The organism is Arthrobacter sp. THG-b23 (genome assembly GCF_059091265.1).
This window is the reverse complement of sequence record NZ_JBNHGM010000001.1, coordinates 413,246-428,383: the sequence shown is the minus strand read 5'-3', so window position 1 is coordinate 428,383 and position 15,138 is coordinate 413,246. Positions and strand designations below refer to the sequence as shown.

The 15,138-nt window shown below is 68.0% G+C and carries 14 protein-coding genes; 6 read left to right on the top strand and 8 right to left on the bottom strand.

Features of this window, described 5'->3' with window-relative positions; genetic code table 11:
* Positions 1-74 precede the first annotated feature (74 nt).
* Complete coding sequence (locus AC5RVD_RS02045) at positions 75-1,838, top strand: BCCT family transporter (RefSeq protein ID WP_494125792.1); 1,764 nt, start codon at positions 75-77, stop codon at positions 1,836-1,838.
* 77 nt (positions 1,839-1,915) lie between these two features.
* Here the strand turns inward: AC5RVD_RS02045 and AC5RVD_RS02040 are convergent, their stop codons facing one another.
* Complete coding sequence (locus tag AC5RVD_RS02040) at positions 1,916-3,832, bottom strand: FAD-binding monooxygenase (RefSeq protein WP_494125791.1); 1,917 nt, start codon at positions 3,830-3,832, stop codon at positions 1,916-1,918.
* Positions 3,833-3,946: 114 nt separating this feature from the next.
* A complete protein-coding gene (locus AC5RVD_RS02035) occupies positions 3,947-4,735 on the bottom strand; it encodes an IclR family transcriptional regulator (RefSeq protein ID WP_494126050.1) in 789 nt (262 codons plus the stop codon).
* 134 nt (positions 4,736-4,869) lie between these two features.
* Here AC5RVD_RS02035 and AC5RVD_RS02030 point away from each other — a divergent pair, with 134 nt between their 5' ends.
* Both AC5RVD_RS02030 and AC5RVD_RS02025 read left to right on the top strand, forming a co-directional pair.
* A complete protein-coding gene (locus tag AC5RVD_RS02030) occupies positions 4,870-5,421 on the top strand; it encodes an acyl-CoA thioesterase (RefSeq protein ID WP_494125790.1) in 552 nt (183 codons plus the stop codon).
* 54 nt (positions 5,422-5,475) lie between these two features.
* On the top strand, positions 5,476-5,664 hold the full coding sequence (locus AC5RVD_RS02025) for a DUF1918 domain-containing protein (RefSeq protein ID WP_494112643.1): 189 nt from the start codon (positions 5,476-5,478) through the stop codon (positions 5,662-5,664).
* Here the strand turns inward: AC5RVD_RS02025 and AC5RVD_RS02020 are convergent.
* Complete coding sequence (locus AC5RVD_RS02020) at positions 5,661-6,305, bottom strand: SAM-dependent methyltransferase (RefSeq protein WP_494112644.1); 645 nt, start codon at positions 6,303-6,305, stop codon at positions 5,661-5,663. The genes AC5RVD_RS02025 and AC5RVD_RS02020 overlap by 4 nt on opposite strands.
* 233 nt (positions 6,306-6,538) lie before the next feature.
* Between AC5RVD_RS02020 and AC5RVD_RS02015 the strand changes: the two genes are divergently transcribed.
* Positions 6,539-7,525: an LLM class flavin-dependent oxidoreductase gene (locus AC5RVD_RS02015; protein WP_494112645.1), complete on the top strand. Its 987-nt coding sequence runs from the start codon at positions 6,539-6,541 to the stop codon at positions 7,523-7,525.
* A gap of 62 nt (positions 7,526-7,587) precedes the next feature.
* Here the strand turns inward: AC5RVD_RS02015 and AC5RVD_RS02010 are convergent, their stop codons facing one another.
* Both AC5RVD_RS02010 and AC5RVD_RS02005 read right to left on the bottom strand, forming a co-directional pair.
* Positions 7,588-8,673 (bottom strand): class I SAM-dependent methyltransferase, encoded by a 1,086-nt coding sequence (locus tag AC5RVD_RS02010; RefSeq protein WP_494125789.1) that lies wholly within the window; start codon positions 8,671-8,673, stop codon positions 7,588-7,590.
* Positions 8,674-8,829: 156 nt separating this feature from the next.
* A complete protein-coding gene (locus AC5RVD_RS02005) occupies positions 8,830-10,464 on the bottom strand; it encodes a helix-turn-helix transcriptional regulator (protein ID WP_494125788.1) in 1,635 nt (544 codons plus the stop codon).
* Between the two features lie 153 nt (positions 10,465-10,617).
* Between AC5RVD_RS02005 and AC5RVD_RS02000 the strand changes: the two genes are divergently transcribed.
* Positions 10,618-11,220 (top strand): biotin transporter BioY, encoded by a 603-nt coding sequence (locus tag AC5RVD_RS02000; protein ID WP_494125787.1) that lies wholly within the window; start codon positions 10,618-10,620, stop codon positions 11,218-11,220.
* 332 nt (positions 11,221-11,552) lie between these two features.
* Complete coding sequence (locus AC5RVD_RS01995) at positions 11,553-12,215, top strand: uracil-DNA glycosylase (protein ID WP_494125786.1); 663 nt, start codon at positions 11,553-11,555, stop codon at positions 12,213-12,215.
* 55 nt (positions 12,216-12,270) lie between these two features.
* Here AC5RVD_RS01995 and AC5RVD_RS01990 read toward each other — a convergent pair whose 3' ends face one another.
* The 3 genes from AC5RVD_RS01990 to AC5RVD_RS01980 are packed head-to-tail and all read right to left on the bottom strand — an operon-like array spanning position 12,271 to position 14,910.
* Positions 12,271-13,458: an acetyl-CoA acetyltransferase gene (locus AC5RVD_RS01990; protein ID WP_494125785.1), complete on the bottom strand. Its 1,188-nt coding sequence runs from the start codon at positions 13,456-13,458 to the stop codon at positions 12,271-12,273.
* Entirely contained in the window at positions 13,458-14,168 is a 711-nt protein-coding gene (locus AC5RVD_RS01985; protein ID WP_494112651.1) for a CoA transferase subunit B, read from the bottom strand. Before AC5RVD_RS01985 ends, AC5RVD_RS01990 begins: the two co-directional genes overlap by 1 nt.
* 25 nt (positions 14,169-14,193) lie before the next feature.
* Positions 14,194-14,910 (bottom strand): CoA transferase subunit A, encoded by a 717-nt coding sequence (locus AC5RVD_RS01980; RefSeq protein WP_494112652.1) that lies wholly within the window; start codon positions 14,908-14,910, stop codon positions 14,194-14,196.
* Positions 14,911-15,138: the final 228 nt, after the last annotated feature.

Genomic DNA, 15,138 nt, shown 5'->3' with positions numbered 1-15,138 from the left:
CGTTTGACATCGAAGAGCCGCAGGAAGCCCGGGGCGCAGCATGCGCACAGCCGGTGACAACAGTGAGGATCATGATGAGCAGCGAATTTACCGGCCCCTTGCCGACGGTCGCCCAGGATACGGGTGACGACGGGCAGCGGGGCTGGAATACCGTCGACAAGACGGTTTTCTTCGTTTCGGGCGGCATTATTGTTGCCATCTGCCTGCTGGGCGTTTTCTTTACCGAGCAGGTGACCGAAGTAACCGGATCCATTCTTGGCTGGGTGACCAACTCCTTCGGCTGGTTGTTCATACTCGGCGCCACCGGCTTCGTGGTTTTTTCGCTGGTGCTGGCTTTCGGCCGGTATGGCAACATTCCGCTCGCGCGGGAGGGCGAGACGACCGAATTCTCCACGTTGTCGTGGATCGCCATGATGTTCAGCGCAGGCATGGGCATCGGCCTGATGTTCTTCGGCGTCTATGAACCGGTCACCCATCTGGCCTCGCCGCCACCCTTCGTGGATGCCGCACCGGGATCCCCGGAGGCTGCGAACAGCGCGATGGCCTACACGCTCTTCCACTGGGGCCTGCACCCGTGGGCCATCTACTCGGTGGTTGGCCTGGCACTGGCCTATTCGACGTACCGGATGGGCCGCGGCAACCTGATGAGTTCGCCCTTCCAGGCGATCTTCGGCAAGGAACGGATCGAGAAAAAGGGCTGGGGCAAGCCGATCGACATCCTGGCGATCATCTGTACCAAATTCGGCTCAGCCACCTCGCTGGGCCTGGGGGCGCTGCAGATTGCCGCCGGGCTGGCCCTGCTGCGGACCGGCCAGTTCGAGGAGAACCCCGGAGTCGCGGCTCCGATCCTGATCATCTGCGTGCTGACCGTGGGCGTGGTGATTTCGGCGGCCAGCGGCGTTGCCCGCGGCATCAAGTGGCTGAGCAACACGAACATGGTGCTGGCCGCGGTGCTGCTGCTGTTCGTCTTCGTGCTGGGCCCCACCGTCTTCATCCTTGACCTGGTCCCAGCCGCGATCGGCGACTACCTGGCCAACCTCGTCCCCATGAGCTTCCACTCGGCCGTCTTCGGCGGCACCGAGTGGCTGGCCAACTGGACCATCTTCTACTGGGCCTGGTGGATCTCCTGGACCCCCTTCGTGGGCACGTTCATCGCCAAGATTTCCCGCGGGCGGACGATCAAGGAGTTCGTCCTGGGCGTGCTGCTGGTCCCCACCGCGGTGAGCGTGGTCTGGTTTTCCGTGTTCGGCGGTGCGGGTATCCACCTGCAGCTGGGCGGTGAAGACATTGCCGGGGCCGGAAACGAGGCGGCCGGCTTCTTCGCAACCCTGCAGAACTATCCGTTCTTTATCGGCGCAGCCATCGTGGTGATGGTGCTGACTGCGGTGTTTTTCGTCAGCGGCGCCGACGCCGGCGCCGTCGTGCTGGGAACGCTTTCCTCCCGTGGCCGCAAGGAACCGTGGAAACCGCTGGTCATCCTCTGGGGCGTTCTCACCGGTACCGTCGCGGCCGTGCTGTTGTTCGTCGGCGGGCTTGACGCGCTGCAGACGTTCACCATCCTGGCGTCAACGCCCTTCGTGCTGATCATGGTCGGGCTTTGCCTCTCGCTGTACGTGGACTTGCGCCGGGATCCGCTGCGGCAGCGGCGCATGGGCCCGGTGCGCGGAGCCGTCAGCGTTCCCAGCAACGTGCCGTTCGCGGTGCCTGTGACGTCCGAGACGCCGGTCGTCCAGGCGGGACAGCCGGAGCGCATCAATGGTTCCGGCGGCCCCGACCATCCCGCGGGGGGACTGCCGGAGGACCTCGGCGACGGCAAGAAACACGGACACCACGCGTAGCCGAACAAGCCAGGATGCGGGACCGGCGCAGCGACGCCGGTCCCGCCCCCTGCTTTGTTCCGTGCGGCCCGTGAGAACTAGACCATGATGCCGGCGAAGAATTCCGACAGTTCGCCGTAAGCGTCCAGTGGCAGCACATGGGCCACATACTGGTCCGGGCGGACCACCACCATGGCGCCCTGCTGCCGGTCGATCCCGCGCAGGTCGAAGATGTCTTCCCCGGACGCCAGGTCGGGCGAGAAGACCTTTTCGTAGTCCTTCAGGCCGAACGGCCCTTTCCGCGGAAACAGGAAGGCCGGCACGGCGTTGGTGTCCAGATCCCGGTGGCCCTGCTGGACGACGGCGCGGACGTCGAAGACGGCGTCGGCGTCGGCTCCGGCCGGTGTGTAGCGGCGGACCGGCGAATCTTCCGAACCGGCCAGGAAGCGGCACAGGCCGGCAAGGCGGGAATCTGCGGCCTTCGGATGCGCGGAATCGGCGAAGACGTAAATCCGCCAGCGGCCGTCCGCCCGCGCCGCATGGCCCAGGCCGACCGGCTTCGCATCGGCCAGGCGGACGACCGGGGCGGAATGGAACCTCTCGCCGATGGGGAAGCCCTTGGCCAGATGCTCGTAGGTATCGCGCCCGGTAATCATCGACGGCGCATAGTCGGTGGCGAAGCCGGCGGTAAAGCGCCCCGCCGCAACGAACTGCCGTTCCACTTCCTCCGGGTCCAGGCCTTCGCCGCCGGGCTGGTTCGGGTCTTTCGGGCGGGCGCTCACGGTCTTGGACCAGCGGGTGTCGAAATCGATCAACTCCTGGGCCACGGCCCGGCGCTCGCCGGAGTACGTATCCAGCAGGGCCTCCGGGCTGCGGCCCTCCAGGACCGCCGCGAGCTTCCAGCCGAGATTGAAGCCGTCCTGCATGGAGACGTTCATCCCCTGGCCGGCCTTCGCGCTGTGCGTATGGCAGGCGTCGCCCGCGATGAAGACGCGGGGCGTGCGCTGACCACGTTCCTCCGGCAGCACGTCGTCGAAATGGTCGGCGATGCGCTGGCCCACTTCGTAGACCGACCACCAGGCAATGTCCTTCACGTCCAGCGTGTACGGGTGCAGGATCCGCTGGGCCGCCTCGATGATCATCTCGGACGTGAACCGCTTCCGGGCCTCGCGGTCGGCCGGGTCCAGGTCGCCCAGGTCGACATAGAGCCGGATCAGGTAGCCGCCTTCCCGCGGGATCAGCAGAATGTTGCCGTCGTGGGCGGACTGGATGGCCGCCTTGAAGCGGACATCCGGGAAATCCGTGACCGCCAAAACGTCCATGACACCCCAGGCGTGGTTGCGCGCGTCGCCGCGCAGTTCGGCGCCGATCGACCTGCGCACCGCGCTGCGGGCGCCGTCACATCCCACCACGTATTTCGCGCGGACGGTCACTTCTTCGGCACCGGCTTCGGCGCCGGTGCGGCGCATCGTCACCCGGACGGGATAATCGCCGGAGGACTCAACCTCGACGTGAGCGACCTCCAGGCCGTAGTCCGGCTCGAGCCGACTGGGGGACTTGCGCATGTGCTCGAGCAGGTAGCCCTGCATCCGGGCCTGGTTGACGATCACGTGCGGATACTCGGACAGCCCATCGGCAACGTCCTGGACCCGCCCGCTGCGCACGATGCTGGAACGGTCCTGCTCGTCCGGACGCCAGAACACGGTTTCGTTGACCCAGTAGCCCTCGCGGACCAAACGCTCGGCGAGGCCAAACGCGTTGAACATTTCGACGGTGCGGCAGGCCACGCCGTCGGCCTGCCCCTGGGCCAACGGGCCCTCCCGGCGCTCCACCACGCGGGTGGTGATTCCCGGGAACTCGGCCAACTGTGCTGCCAGTACGACCCCGGCCGGGCCGGTGCCGACGACCAGGACATCGACCTCTTCCGGCAGGTTGCCCTGTTCGTCGGGCCGGCCGGGAGCCGCCGGGCGGAGCTCCGGATCGCCGGGGTGGTAGCCGTCGAGATAAAACTGCATGATGCTCCTGGTCGTCCGCCGGGCGGCAGCCCGGGCTGAAGGAAGTGGTCGCGGTGCATCACATCGTAGTGACCGGCGCCACGCTTCGGCCAAGGCATTCTGCTGCACAGAATGTCAGGAAGCCGGCAGGAGCCCCTCGCTCTCCAGATCCTTCAGCACCGCGTCACAGGTGGCGTGGAGGGCGCCGATGACCGAGGGGCGTTGGATGTCGCCGGCGCGGGACAGGGGTGAACTGACGGACAACGCCAGTGTTGCCGGCCCGCCCGCGCGCGCCAGGGGCGCCCCGACGGCCGCGAGGTCGGCCTCGCTGCGTCCGAGGTTGATCGCGAAACCCCTCGCCCGTGCTTCCGCAAGTTCGTGCTGCAGCGCCCGCAGTTCCGTGGCCCCGAGGCTGCTGCCTTTCTGCTGCGCTTGCCTGCCGCTGTACAACTGCGCGACGGCCGGCTCGGGCAGCGTGGCCAGGGCGGCCTTGCCCGCGGAGGAGATATGGGCGGGCAGGACAGTGCCGGTGCGGTTGCCCACGCGCAGCAACTGCGGCCCCTCGGCGGTGAACAGGTAGCGGGCGGTGACACCCACCCGTTCCACGAGGTTCACCGTTTCGCGGACCGCGAGGGCCAAGGCCTCAAGGTGGGGGCGGGCAACGGCGACGAGGGTACGCCTGGGGCCCGCGGAGGCCTCGCCACGCAGGAGGGGGCCGGCGCAATAGCGCCGCTGGTCATCCTGCAGGGCGAAGCCCCGGTAGACCAGCATGGACATGAGCCGGTGGGCCGTGGATGGTGCGACGTTCAGTGCCCTGGCCGCCTCGGCTATCCGCAGCCACTCGCGCTCCTGCAGCAAGATGATCAGCTGCAGGGCCCGGTCCACGGAATCGACGGCGTATCCGGGCCTCTTCACAATGCTCATGTTCTGCACAGCAGAAGCTTAGGCCAGATGTGGGGTGCCGAACCGTGGGCGCCGTGGGCGTCATTGTCAGCAGCGTCGCGGCCTGACGGGCTGAGTTGCGGCGCCGCCATGTTACCTGCGGGTAACATGGCGGCATGCACCTGATCTTCCGGACCCTCCTGCTGCTGTTGACGGCCCGCCGCCGGCCCGCCCTCGGCATCTGGGATTCAGCCACGCTGTCCCTCCGCGTGCTGCCCACCGACATCGACATCGCCATGCACGTCAACAACGGGATGTATTTCTCGCTGATGGACCTGGGCCGCTTTGAGCTGATGGTGCGCGCCGGGGTGTGGAACATCTTCCGCCGCAGCGGCTGGTCGCCGGTGGTCGGCGCGGAGACCATTGCCTTCCGTAAATCGCTCACGCTCGGCCAGCGGTACAGCATAGAAACCCGGATCATCGGTTTCGACGACCGCGCCATCTTCTTCGAGCAGCGCATGGTGTCCGCCGGCGAGATCTATGCCCGCGCCTATATCGCCACCAGGCTGGTTTCGAAGCTGGGGCCGGTCGCCAATGAAGAGATCTTCGCGGCCGTCGGCCAGCGGCCGACGGCCGACCTGGTCCTGCCCGAATGGCTGCATGAGTGGCGGGAGAACAACGCCCTGCCCAGCACCCGCCGTCCCGCCCCGCACCGCTGGGTCCGCTGACTCTGGTCGGCGACAGCCCGTTCCCCTAGGCTATGGGAAAGGAGGTGAGCGGTCATGATCGCAGCACCCGGAGACCGCATCGTCATCAGGGGCAGGACCGTGGAAACGGCGGACCGTCACGGTGAAGTCATCGAGGTCAGGGGCGACGACGGTGCCCCGCCCTACTTCGTGAGGTTCGACGACGGCCATGAAAGTATCGTCTTCCCGGGCACCGACTGCAGCATCGAGCCGGCTGCAGGTTAGCCCGCCAGCCGCCGGGCGCGCAGGACGCTGTCCGTGATCGTGGCGGTCTGCCCGTCCGGGCCCGTGACCTCGCGGGGGACGGAGTCGAGGGTGTCGAGGGCCCAGGCCGGGGAACCTAGGCCCAGCCCATCGGCCAGCTCCCCGGCGGTTGGCAGCGGTTCCTCGGGCTCCGGATGTCCCGACCAGGGCGGAAACGATTCGTGGCCGACGACCAGCAACGTGCCGCCGGGTGCTACCGCGCGGGCCGCCGTGGTGAGAATGGCGTTCCGGGGCAGCTCGACCGGCGAGTGCAGGAACTGGGCGCAGACCAGATCGTAGTTCTCCTGCGGTTCCCAGCGGGCCAGGTCCTGCCGGAGCCACCGGATGCGGTCCGCAACTCCGGCTTCCTCGGCGTGCTTGGCCGCCCGTTGCAGCGCGAGCCCGGACATGTCGAGGCCGGTGACCACCCACCCCTTGCCGGCGAGCCAGATGGCGTCCGCGCCCTCCCCGCAACCCAGTTCCAGGGCGGTGCCGGGCCGCAGGCCGGAGACCTCGCGGACCAGCATGGCGTTGGGCCGGCCGCTCCAGACCTGGTCCCGTTGACTGTAGAAGGACTCCCAGAACTGGTCGGGCTCTTCCAGGCGGTCGTGATGATGCTCCATGCCTGCAGACTCTACGCCCGTGCGGTTTCGGCGCAGAAGTCCTGACGTGCTTCACCAAGAGCAGGAGCAGGAGCAGGAGCCGGTGCCGACGGCGGTATAACGGCGGCGACGGGCTGGTAGCCAGCCCCCGCAGGCCGGGAGGGAAGAAATAAAGATGGGCACCGCCGTCGTTGTGCAGGATGTGTGCCCGCGGCAACCACCGTGGGCGTCCCGCAACGAAAGGCTCCGCCGACGTGAACGTACCCCTGTCCATCCTTGACCTGGCAACCATCGGCAGCAATGAAACCGTGGGTGAAAGCCTTGCCGGCAGCGTGTCCCTGGCGCAGCGGGCGGAGGAACTGGGCTACCGGCGCGTGTGGTACGCCGAGCACCACAACATGGCGTCGATCGCGTCCTCGGCCACCAGCGTGCTGATTGCCCACGTGGCAGCGCACACCAACAGCATCCGGCTCGGCGCCGGCGGCATCATGCTTCCAAACCATGCCCCGCTGACCATCGCCGAGCAGTTCGGAACGCTGGAGGCGCTCCACCCGGGACGGATCGATCTTGGCCTGGGCCGCGCGCCGGGCAGCGACCAGAACACCCTGCGGGCGCTGCGCCGTGATCCGATGAGCGCCGAGTCCTTCCCGCAGGACGTGCTGGAGCTGCAGGGCTACCTGACCGGGCAGACGCGCATCAAGGGCGTGGATGCGACACCGGGCAAGGGCACCAACGTGCCGCTGTACATCCTGGGCTCCTCGCTGTTTGGTGCCAAGCTGGCCGCGGCGCTGGGGCTGCCGTACTCGTTCGCCTCGCACTTCGCGCCCAATGCGCTGCAGGACGCCGTGTCCGTCTACCGCCGCGAGTTCCAGCCCTCGGAACAACTCGCGGAGCCCTACGTGATCGCCGGCGTGAACGCGATCGCCGCGGACAGCAACGAGGAAGCGCAGGAGCAGTTCCGGATTGTCCGGCGCAGCCGGGTCTCGCTGCTGTTCGGGCGCGACCGGACGTTCACCGACGAGGAAGCGGACCTCATCCTGGACTCGCCGCAGGGCCAGCACGTGGAACAGATGGTCAAGTACTCGGCCGTCGGGACGCCCGAGGCCGTCGCGGAGTACCTGGAAGGCTTCGCCAAGCATGCCGGCGCGGACGAATTGATCGTGGCTTTCCAGTCGCCGACCGTTGCGGAGCGGCTGCGCTCGCTGGAGCTGACGGCCCAAGCCGCCGAGCTGGCTGCCTGAGCCGCGCGGGCTGCGGGCTGAGTTCCGCCCGCCCGCTCTAGCCGCTCTCCGCACGGTCGCGGCTACTTGGACGCGACGTAATAGGCATTGAACGGGTCCTGCTCGACGTCCTTGACGACCGTCCCGGAAAAGCCCGCATCCGCCAGCATGGACAGGGCGAGCTGCTGGCCCCAGACGGTGCCGAGTCCCGCGCCACCCTGGCCCAGCGAAACGCTCATGCAGTGCATGACCGAAATGGTGTAGAGGAAGCCCGCCCAGGGCAGCGACACGTTGTCCTCCACATTGCTGGAGGCCTTCATGTCCACCATCAGGAAGGTTCCGCCGGGCCGCAGGGCCGCGTGGACTTCGCCGAGCACGCGCGCCGGCTGGGCCTGGTCGTGGATGGTGTCGAAGGCGGTGACCAGGTCGAACCGTCCCGGTTCATTCAGCTCGGCGACGTCCCGGACCTCGAACGAGGCATTCTGCAGGCCCATGCGCGCCGCTTCCTGCCGTGCCCGGGCGATTCCCTCTGACGAGAAGTCGTAGCCGGTGAACCGGCTGGCGGGAAACGCCTGCGCCATCAGGTTGATGGCGTGCCCGCTGCCGCAGCCTACGTCGGCCACGCCGATGCCCTCGCGCAGGCGTTCAACCAGCCCGTCGGCCAGCGGCAGGATTTCCTCGATCAGGCCGGCGTCGAACACCGCCGAGCTTTCCTCCGACATCAGCTGGTGGAAGCGCGGATAGTCGGCATAGGACAGCCCGCCGCCCTGGCGGAATGCGGCGACGACCCCTTCCTCCACGCCGCCGAGCAGCGGGATGTACTGAAGCAGCCGCGCCAGGTTGTCCGGGCCGGCGGCCCTGGTCAGCGAGGCGGCGTGTTCGGCCGGCAGCCGGTAGGTGCGGGCAACCGGGTCGTAGACCACCACTTGCGACGCGGCCAGGCCGTTGAGCCATTCGCGCACGTAGCGTTCGTCCAGCTCCGCGGCGTCCGCGATCTGCTGGCTGGTGGTCGGCGGCAACGCCGCCAGGGTGTCGAACAGTCCGGTCTGGTGTCCGATGCTGGCCAGCATGGCCAGTGCGCCGTCGTTCAGGATGGTCAGGCAGCGCTGCGCAAAGGCTTCGGCGGCCTGGGTGTCGAGGTGCCCGGCAGTTTCATGGATGGTGGTCATGGCTTCTCCTGCGGTCTGGGAGCAGGCACCTGTTGCCTGCTGAATCCCACGGTAGGGAGCTGGCGGCACCCGGAACATCGGGCAAGTTCTGTGGGTCCGGGCGGCGCGGATGGGGCAAAAGATGCAGGCGTCGGTGCCGCGCCGAGGGTGTAGGCGTCAGTGCCGCACCAGGCGGGCCGTAATGCCGTGCTCGTGGGCCCACGCGGCGGCCGCGGTGCGCGACGAGACACCGATCTTGAGGAAGATGTTGGCCAGGTGCCGGCCGACCGTCTTTTGGCTGATGAACAGCTCCGCCGCGGTTTCCTTGTTGGTGGCGCCGCGGGCGATGCAGGCCAGCACCTCGGCTTCGCGGTCGGTCAATCCGCCCGGGGACTTTTGCCCGTCCAAGCGGCGCACATCGGGTTCCGCGCCGAGCTCCCGGTAGATGGCCAGGGCAATGGCTGCCTCGGAGGCGGCGGCGTCCGGCTGGTTCAGTTCCCGGCGTACGGCAGCGAGCAGTTCGTAGACGCGGGCGGTGTCGTGCCGGTGGTGCAGGGAACGATAACCCTGCAGCGCCGACCTCAGCACCGAGAGGGCCTGCGCGGCCTGGCCGCCGGAAAACAGCAGGACGCCGCGGGCATGCCGCGCCCAGGCCAGGAAACCGGGGCTGTTGAAGTCACTGGCCGATTGCTCCAGTTCGCGGCAGTATTCCTCGGCTTCCGCCAGCGAATGCATCTGCACCGCGAGTTCTACGGCGGGGAGCAGCATCGGCGCCCGGGTCAGCCGATCACTGGATTCCAGAGCCGCTGCCAGGCCGGCCCACGCGGCGTCGACATGTCCGCGAGCCGCCAGCATTTTGGCCTCGCCGGGCTGTGGTTCAACACCCAGGTCGCGCGCCTTGGCGTAGGACTCGGTGGCACCTTGCAGGTCGCCGCGCAGTCGGCGCAGCTCGCCGAGTTGGTAGTAACCTTCCCCGGCGGCCCACACGTTTCGGTCTGCCAACTCCAGGCTGCTTTGGGCTATCTCGCGTTCCACTCCGTCCCAATTGCCTTCTATGCTGCGGATTTGGAGCCGGTGGATATGGCACACGCCGGAATAGACCATGCCGCCCGCCAGTTGCTCGCACCAGCGCTCGGTGGCTTCCGTCCATGCCCGCATCCGCGGCAGGTCGGCCAGCTGGTAGCAGGCGTGGAGTACTGTGCAGTAGATGTCTCCCGCCCAGGTGGGTGGCACCTGCCCTGCCAGGACCGGGAGCATCGCCTCGTCCAACGCCGCGAACCCCGAAGTTGTCCGCCCCGCTCGCAGATCGGCCAGCCCTACCAGGGTGAGACTGAAGGAATGCAGCACGGGTGCGTTGAACCTCCGCCCCATCTGCTGCAGTTCAGCGACCGCGGCCAAGGCCGGCTCCGGGTCTTCGGCAAACAGCAGCGCGTTGACGGTGTCCAGATACAGCAGGTAGCCGTGGACCGGGCTCTCCGGGGCATCCAGCAGCATGCGCCTGGCCCGGTTGATCCAGCCGGAGGCGATCATCAGGTCCCCGCGCAGTGTCCACAGCAGCCCCAGATCCAGGGCCTTCATGGCGGCGGCGAGCTTCTCGCCGTCGTTCTCGTAGCGGTGGAAGACCTCCTCGGAGTCCACTACCGATTCGCGGACATCCCCCACCCACCAGGCGGCATCGCCCAGCCGGGCCAGATCCTCCACGTCCAGCGGCGAGAGGCTACGGGCCTTCTCGAATCCGTCATAGGCTGGGCGCCATTCTCCGCGCGCGTAGGCATCGCGTGCAGTAGCCAGCAGTGTTTCGATTGGCTCCATAGCGCTCCTGCATTTCAGGGTAGTCCTCCTGCAGCCTGCAGGGAACCGCGTAATCATCGCCATAAACGGTTCCGCCGCGGAGGGCAGCCGGTACAGTGGTGCCGAAACCGGACCACAGTTTCCGCAGGGAAATGTCCCCGAGAAGGAGCAATCATGAGTTCAGCCGCCGTCGCGCGCCAGGGTGTACTGGCCGACGCCCTCGTCCCCAGCACCGCCCTGGCCAACACCGCACTGGTTGTCGGCGGGGCCGGCCTGACCGCTGTGATGGCGCAGCTGGCCGTGCCGCTGTGGCCGGTTCCGATCACCGGCCAGACCCTGGCCGTCCTGCTGGTCGGCAGCACCCTGGGCCCGGTCCGCGGCATGCTGTCGATGGCACTGTACTGGGTGGCGGGCGTGGCCGGCATGCCGGTGTTCAGCGACGCATCCTCCGGCCTGGCCGCCGCCGTTGGCCCGACCGGCGGCTACCTGGTGGGCTTCATCGCCGCCGCGGGGCTGACCGGATGGCTGGCCAAGCGCAACTGGGACAAAAAGTTCCTGGGCGCCACCGTCTCCTTCCTCGCGGGCACCGTGGTCACCTTCGTCTTCGGCATGGCCTGGCTGGCCATTTCGCTGGGCGCCGACCTGCAGCAGACCCTCGAGTGGGGCCTGTACCCGTTCATCATCGGCGGCATCGTGAAGTCGCTGATCGCGGCAGCCGCCATGCCGGCTGCGTGGAAGCTGGCGGCCCGCCTGCCCAAGGACTCTGCCCGCGCCTAGCGTGTGGGGCGGCAGGCTTCGCGCCCGCCGCAGCCGGACAACTTCATAGCACGACGCCGGTGCCCGGCTGGGGATTCGTTCCCCACCCGGGCGCCGGCGTCGTTGTCTGTGGGCCGGTTGGACGCAGCCCCGGGTTGGCTCCCCGGCGCCTTCCTGTTCCCCCAAGCAGTTCACTGACATGTGTTCCCCTGCGCCACTCGAGTGGAGAGAAGAGGCAGCGAACAGGGCCCTTTCGCTGCATCTTCCCGCCACTGGATTGTTAGCAATTCGGTGGCAGGGGTTCGGGGGTTCAGGTTCCGCCGTCTGCCGCACAGATCGCATAGGTTGGGATGGTGACGGCGCAGCAGGAAATCAGGGACTTTGTGGTGCGGCTGGGGGAGTTCGAGACGGGCCCGGCGAGCCGCAACTTCTTCTCGGCGGCGGCGCCGGAGAACGCTGCGCGCCGGCACAATATCACCAGATACTTTGAACAGATGTTGGAATGCCGGCCACAGGTCTTGCTGGTCGGGGAGGCCCCCGGCTACCGCGGCATGACCGTGACCGGAGTCCCCTTCACCAACAAGGCGCTGATTTCGGGGAGTGACCCGTTCGGTATGTTCGGCCCGGACAACGGTTACGTGGTTCCGCCGGAAGTCCTCACCGTCCCGGCCGAGCCGACGGCAACGGTCATGTGGAACGTGCTGGCCGACCTGGACTTCCTGCCGCTGCTCTGGAGCGCGTACCCGTTCCACCCACACCAGCCCGGCCGGCTGCACTCCAACCGGACACCCTCAAGCGCCGAAATCCAAGACGGATTGCCGCTCTGGCAGGAGTTGGCCCGGATTTTCGGCATCGGCACGGTTGTTGCCGTGGGGAACATAGGGCACCGAAGCGTCGCTGCAGCCGGGCTCAACGTGCCGAAGGTCCGCCACCCGGCCCATGGCGGCAAGGAGCTGTTCCGCCGGGGACTGCAGGAGTTGCTGGAGGCCGGCATCAACCAGTCCGCGGCGACGTAGTTCGGCAGGGGCAGGGACGCGAACGGGCGCCCGTTGCCGCGAGGACGCAAGCGAACTACACCGCTTCGAGCACGCTGACGTAGTTGGCGATCGCCAGGCCGCCCATGTTGTGCACGGCCGCGCGCCGGGCGCCCGCGAGTTGCATGTCACCGGCCGTGCCGGACAGCTGCATGGCGGCCACCACGTGCTGCGAGACGCCGGTGGCGCCGACGGGGTGGCCCTTGGCCTTCAGCCCGCCGGACAGGTTCACCGGCAGCTTGCCGTCGCGGTACACCCAGCCTTCCTCGATGGCCCGGCGGCCCTCGCCGGCCGGCACCAGCCCCATGACCTCGTACATGATCAGCTCGGCAATGGTGAAGCAGTCGTGCACCTCCGCCAGGTCCAGGTCATCCAGCCCCACCCCGGCCATGTCCAGGGCGCGCTGCCAGGCGGCACGGCTGCCCGCGAAGGCGGTGGGATCGCGCTTTTCGGCCGGCATGAAGTCGTTGGCGTGGCCGAAGCCTGCCAGCCGGACTGCGGCGGCGGCACCGGGGCGCGGCGCCTCCGTGCTGAGCACCACCGCGGCGGCACCGTCGGAGACCGGCGAGCAGTCCGTGCGGCGCAGCGGGTCGGCAACTACCGGGTTCTTGTCCGAGACCGTCCGGCAGAACTCCTCGCCCAGATCCTTGCGCAGCTGCGCGTAGGGATTGGCCACCCCGTTGCGGTGGTTCTTCGCCGCGATCGAGCCGAGGACGTCGCCCACCTCGCCGTATCGCTTCTGGTAGTGCTTGGCCGTTTCCGCAAAGAGGCCGGCGAACCCGGTGGAGCTCGGCTTGCCGGCGGCCTCATAGTCGGCGCCGAGCAGGGCAGCACCGACCACGTCCGCGCCGGCATGGGTCATCTTCTCCGCGCCGATCACCAGCACGTTCCGCGCCGTGCCGGCCAGCAGCGATTTGGCCCCCTGCTGCACGGCGGCCGAACCGGAGGCGCAGGCGTTCTCCACCCGGGTGGCCGGCACGTTTGCCAGGTCGTCGGAGACCTGCAGGGCCAGCGAGGACGCGAAGCCCAGCGGCACCATGCCCGAGTTGAACTGGCCCAGGTAGACCTCGTCGATCTGTCCGGGCTCCAGCCCGGCATTCGAGATGGCGTCACGGGCCACCCCGACAATCAGCGACTCCAGCGTCTCGTCGGCCAGCTTGCCGAACGGGGAATGCCCCCAGCCGGTCAGCAGGATGTCCCGGCCGAAATGTTGCTTCAGGCTCATCAGTGAGTTCCTTCCAGGGCTGTTTCCCGTGCGCCGGCCGGTGCGGCGGCGTCTTCGTCCAGTTCAGGGGCGACCGCGAAGTCCGGCTCGGTCTTCTCCCGCACCTCGGCCACGGTGACCCCCGGCGCCAGGCGGACCAGCCGCAGCGGGAGGGCGCCGCCGTCGTCGTCAATGTCGAAGACGGCGAGATCCGTGATGATCCGGTTGACCACCTTCACGCCGGTCAGCGGCAGCGAGCATTCGTTGACGATCTTGGGTGTGCCGTCCTTGGCCACGTGCTCGGTCAGCACCACCACGCGCGGGGTGCCGGCCACCAGGTCCATCGCACCGCCCATGCCCTTGACCATCTTCCCGGGGATGGTCCAGTTGGCCAGGTCGCCCGCGGCGGAGACCTGCATGGCGCCCAGGACGGCGGTCTTCACGTGGCCGCCGCGGATCATGCCGAAACTGGTGGCCGAATCGAAGATGGACCCGCCGGGCAGCACCGTCACGGTCTGCTTGCCGGCGTTGATCAGGTCGGCGTCTTCGTCGCCGTCGTACGGGAACGGGCCCATGCCCAGCAGGCCGTTTTCGCTCTGCAGCACCACGCGCACGCCGTCCGGCAGGTTGTTGGCCACCAGCGTGGGGATGCCGATGCCCAGGTTGACGTAGTCGCCGTCGTTCAGTTCGGCGGCCGCGATGGCCGCCATCTCGTCTCGGGTCCAAGCCATGATGTACTCCTTCTGGTCTAAAATCTCAGGCGCCGACGGCGGCGGGGCGGGGGCGGACGGTACGCTGCTCGATGTCCTTGGCACGGTCCGAGGCCTGCACGAGGCGCTGGACGTACACGCCCGGGGTGACGATGTGGTTCGGGTCCAGCTGGCCCGGCTCCACGATCACCTCGGCCTCGGCGATGGTGACGCGGCCGGCGGTTGCCACCACCGGGTTGAAGTTGCGGGCCGTGTAGCGGTAGATCAGGTTGCCGTCCGTGTCAGCGGTGTGCGCGTGGACGAGGGCCAGGTCGGCCACGATCCCGCGCTCCTGCACGTAGAGCTCGCCGTCGAACTCCTCGTGCGGCTTGCCCTCGGCGATGACGGTGCCCACCCCGGTCTTCGTATAGAAGGCCGCGATGCCCGCCCCACCGGCGCGGAGGCGCTCGGCGAGCGTGCCCTGCGGGTTGAATTCGACCTCCAGCGTGCCGGCCAGGAACTGCTGGGCGAACAGCTTGTTCTCGCCCACGTAGGAGGCCAGCACCTTGCGGACCTGCCCGGCCTCGATCAGCACGCCCAGGCCTTTGCCGTCCACGCCCATGTTGTTGGAGACCACCGTCAGGTCCTTGACGCCGGAATCGCGCACGGCGTCGATCAGGTCCGCGGGGATGCCGGAGAGCCCGAATCCACCCACCGCGATCGTCATGCCGTCATGCAGCACGCCGGCCAGTGCGGCGGCGGGTCCTGCCGTCAGTTTGGACATTGCTTCCTCCTCGTTGAGTGCCGTCCCCACCCGCTCGTCTGCACAGGGGGGCGCGGGGAATTTGTCCATCTTGTGGACAGCTGTTATCCGGCAGACTAGTGCCGTTTCAGCGGAATCGTCAACGGCAGGTCAGATGCAGCATTCACACTGTGGACAGCGGGAGGTAGACTGTCCACATTGTGGATCGGTTGGCGGCGAAACTGAGCCGTCCGCCGGCCAGGACCCGCC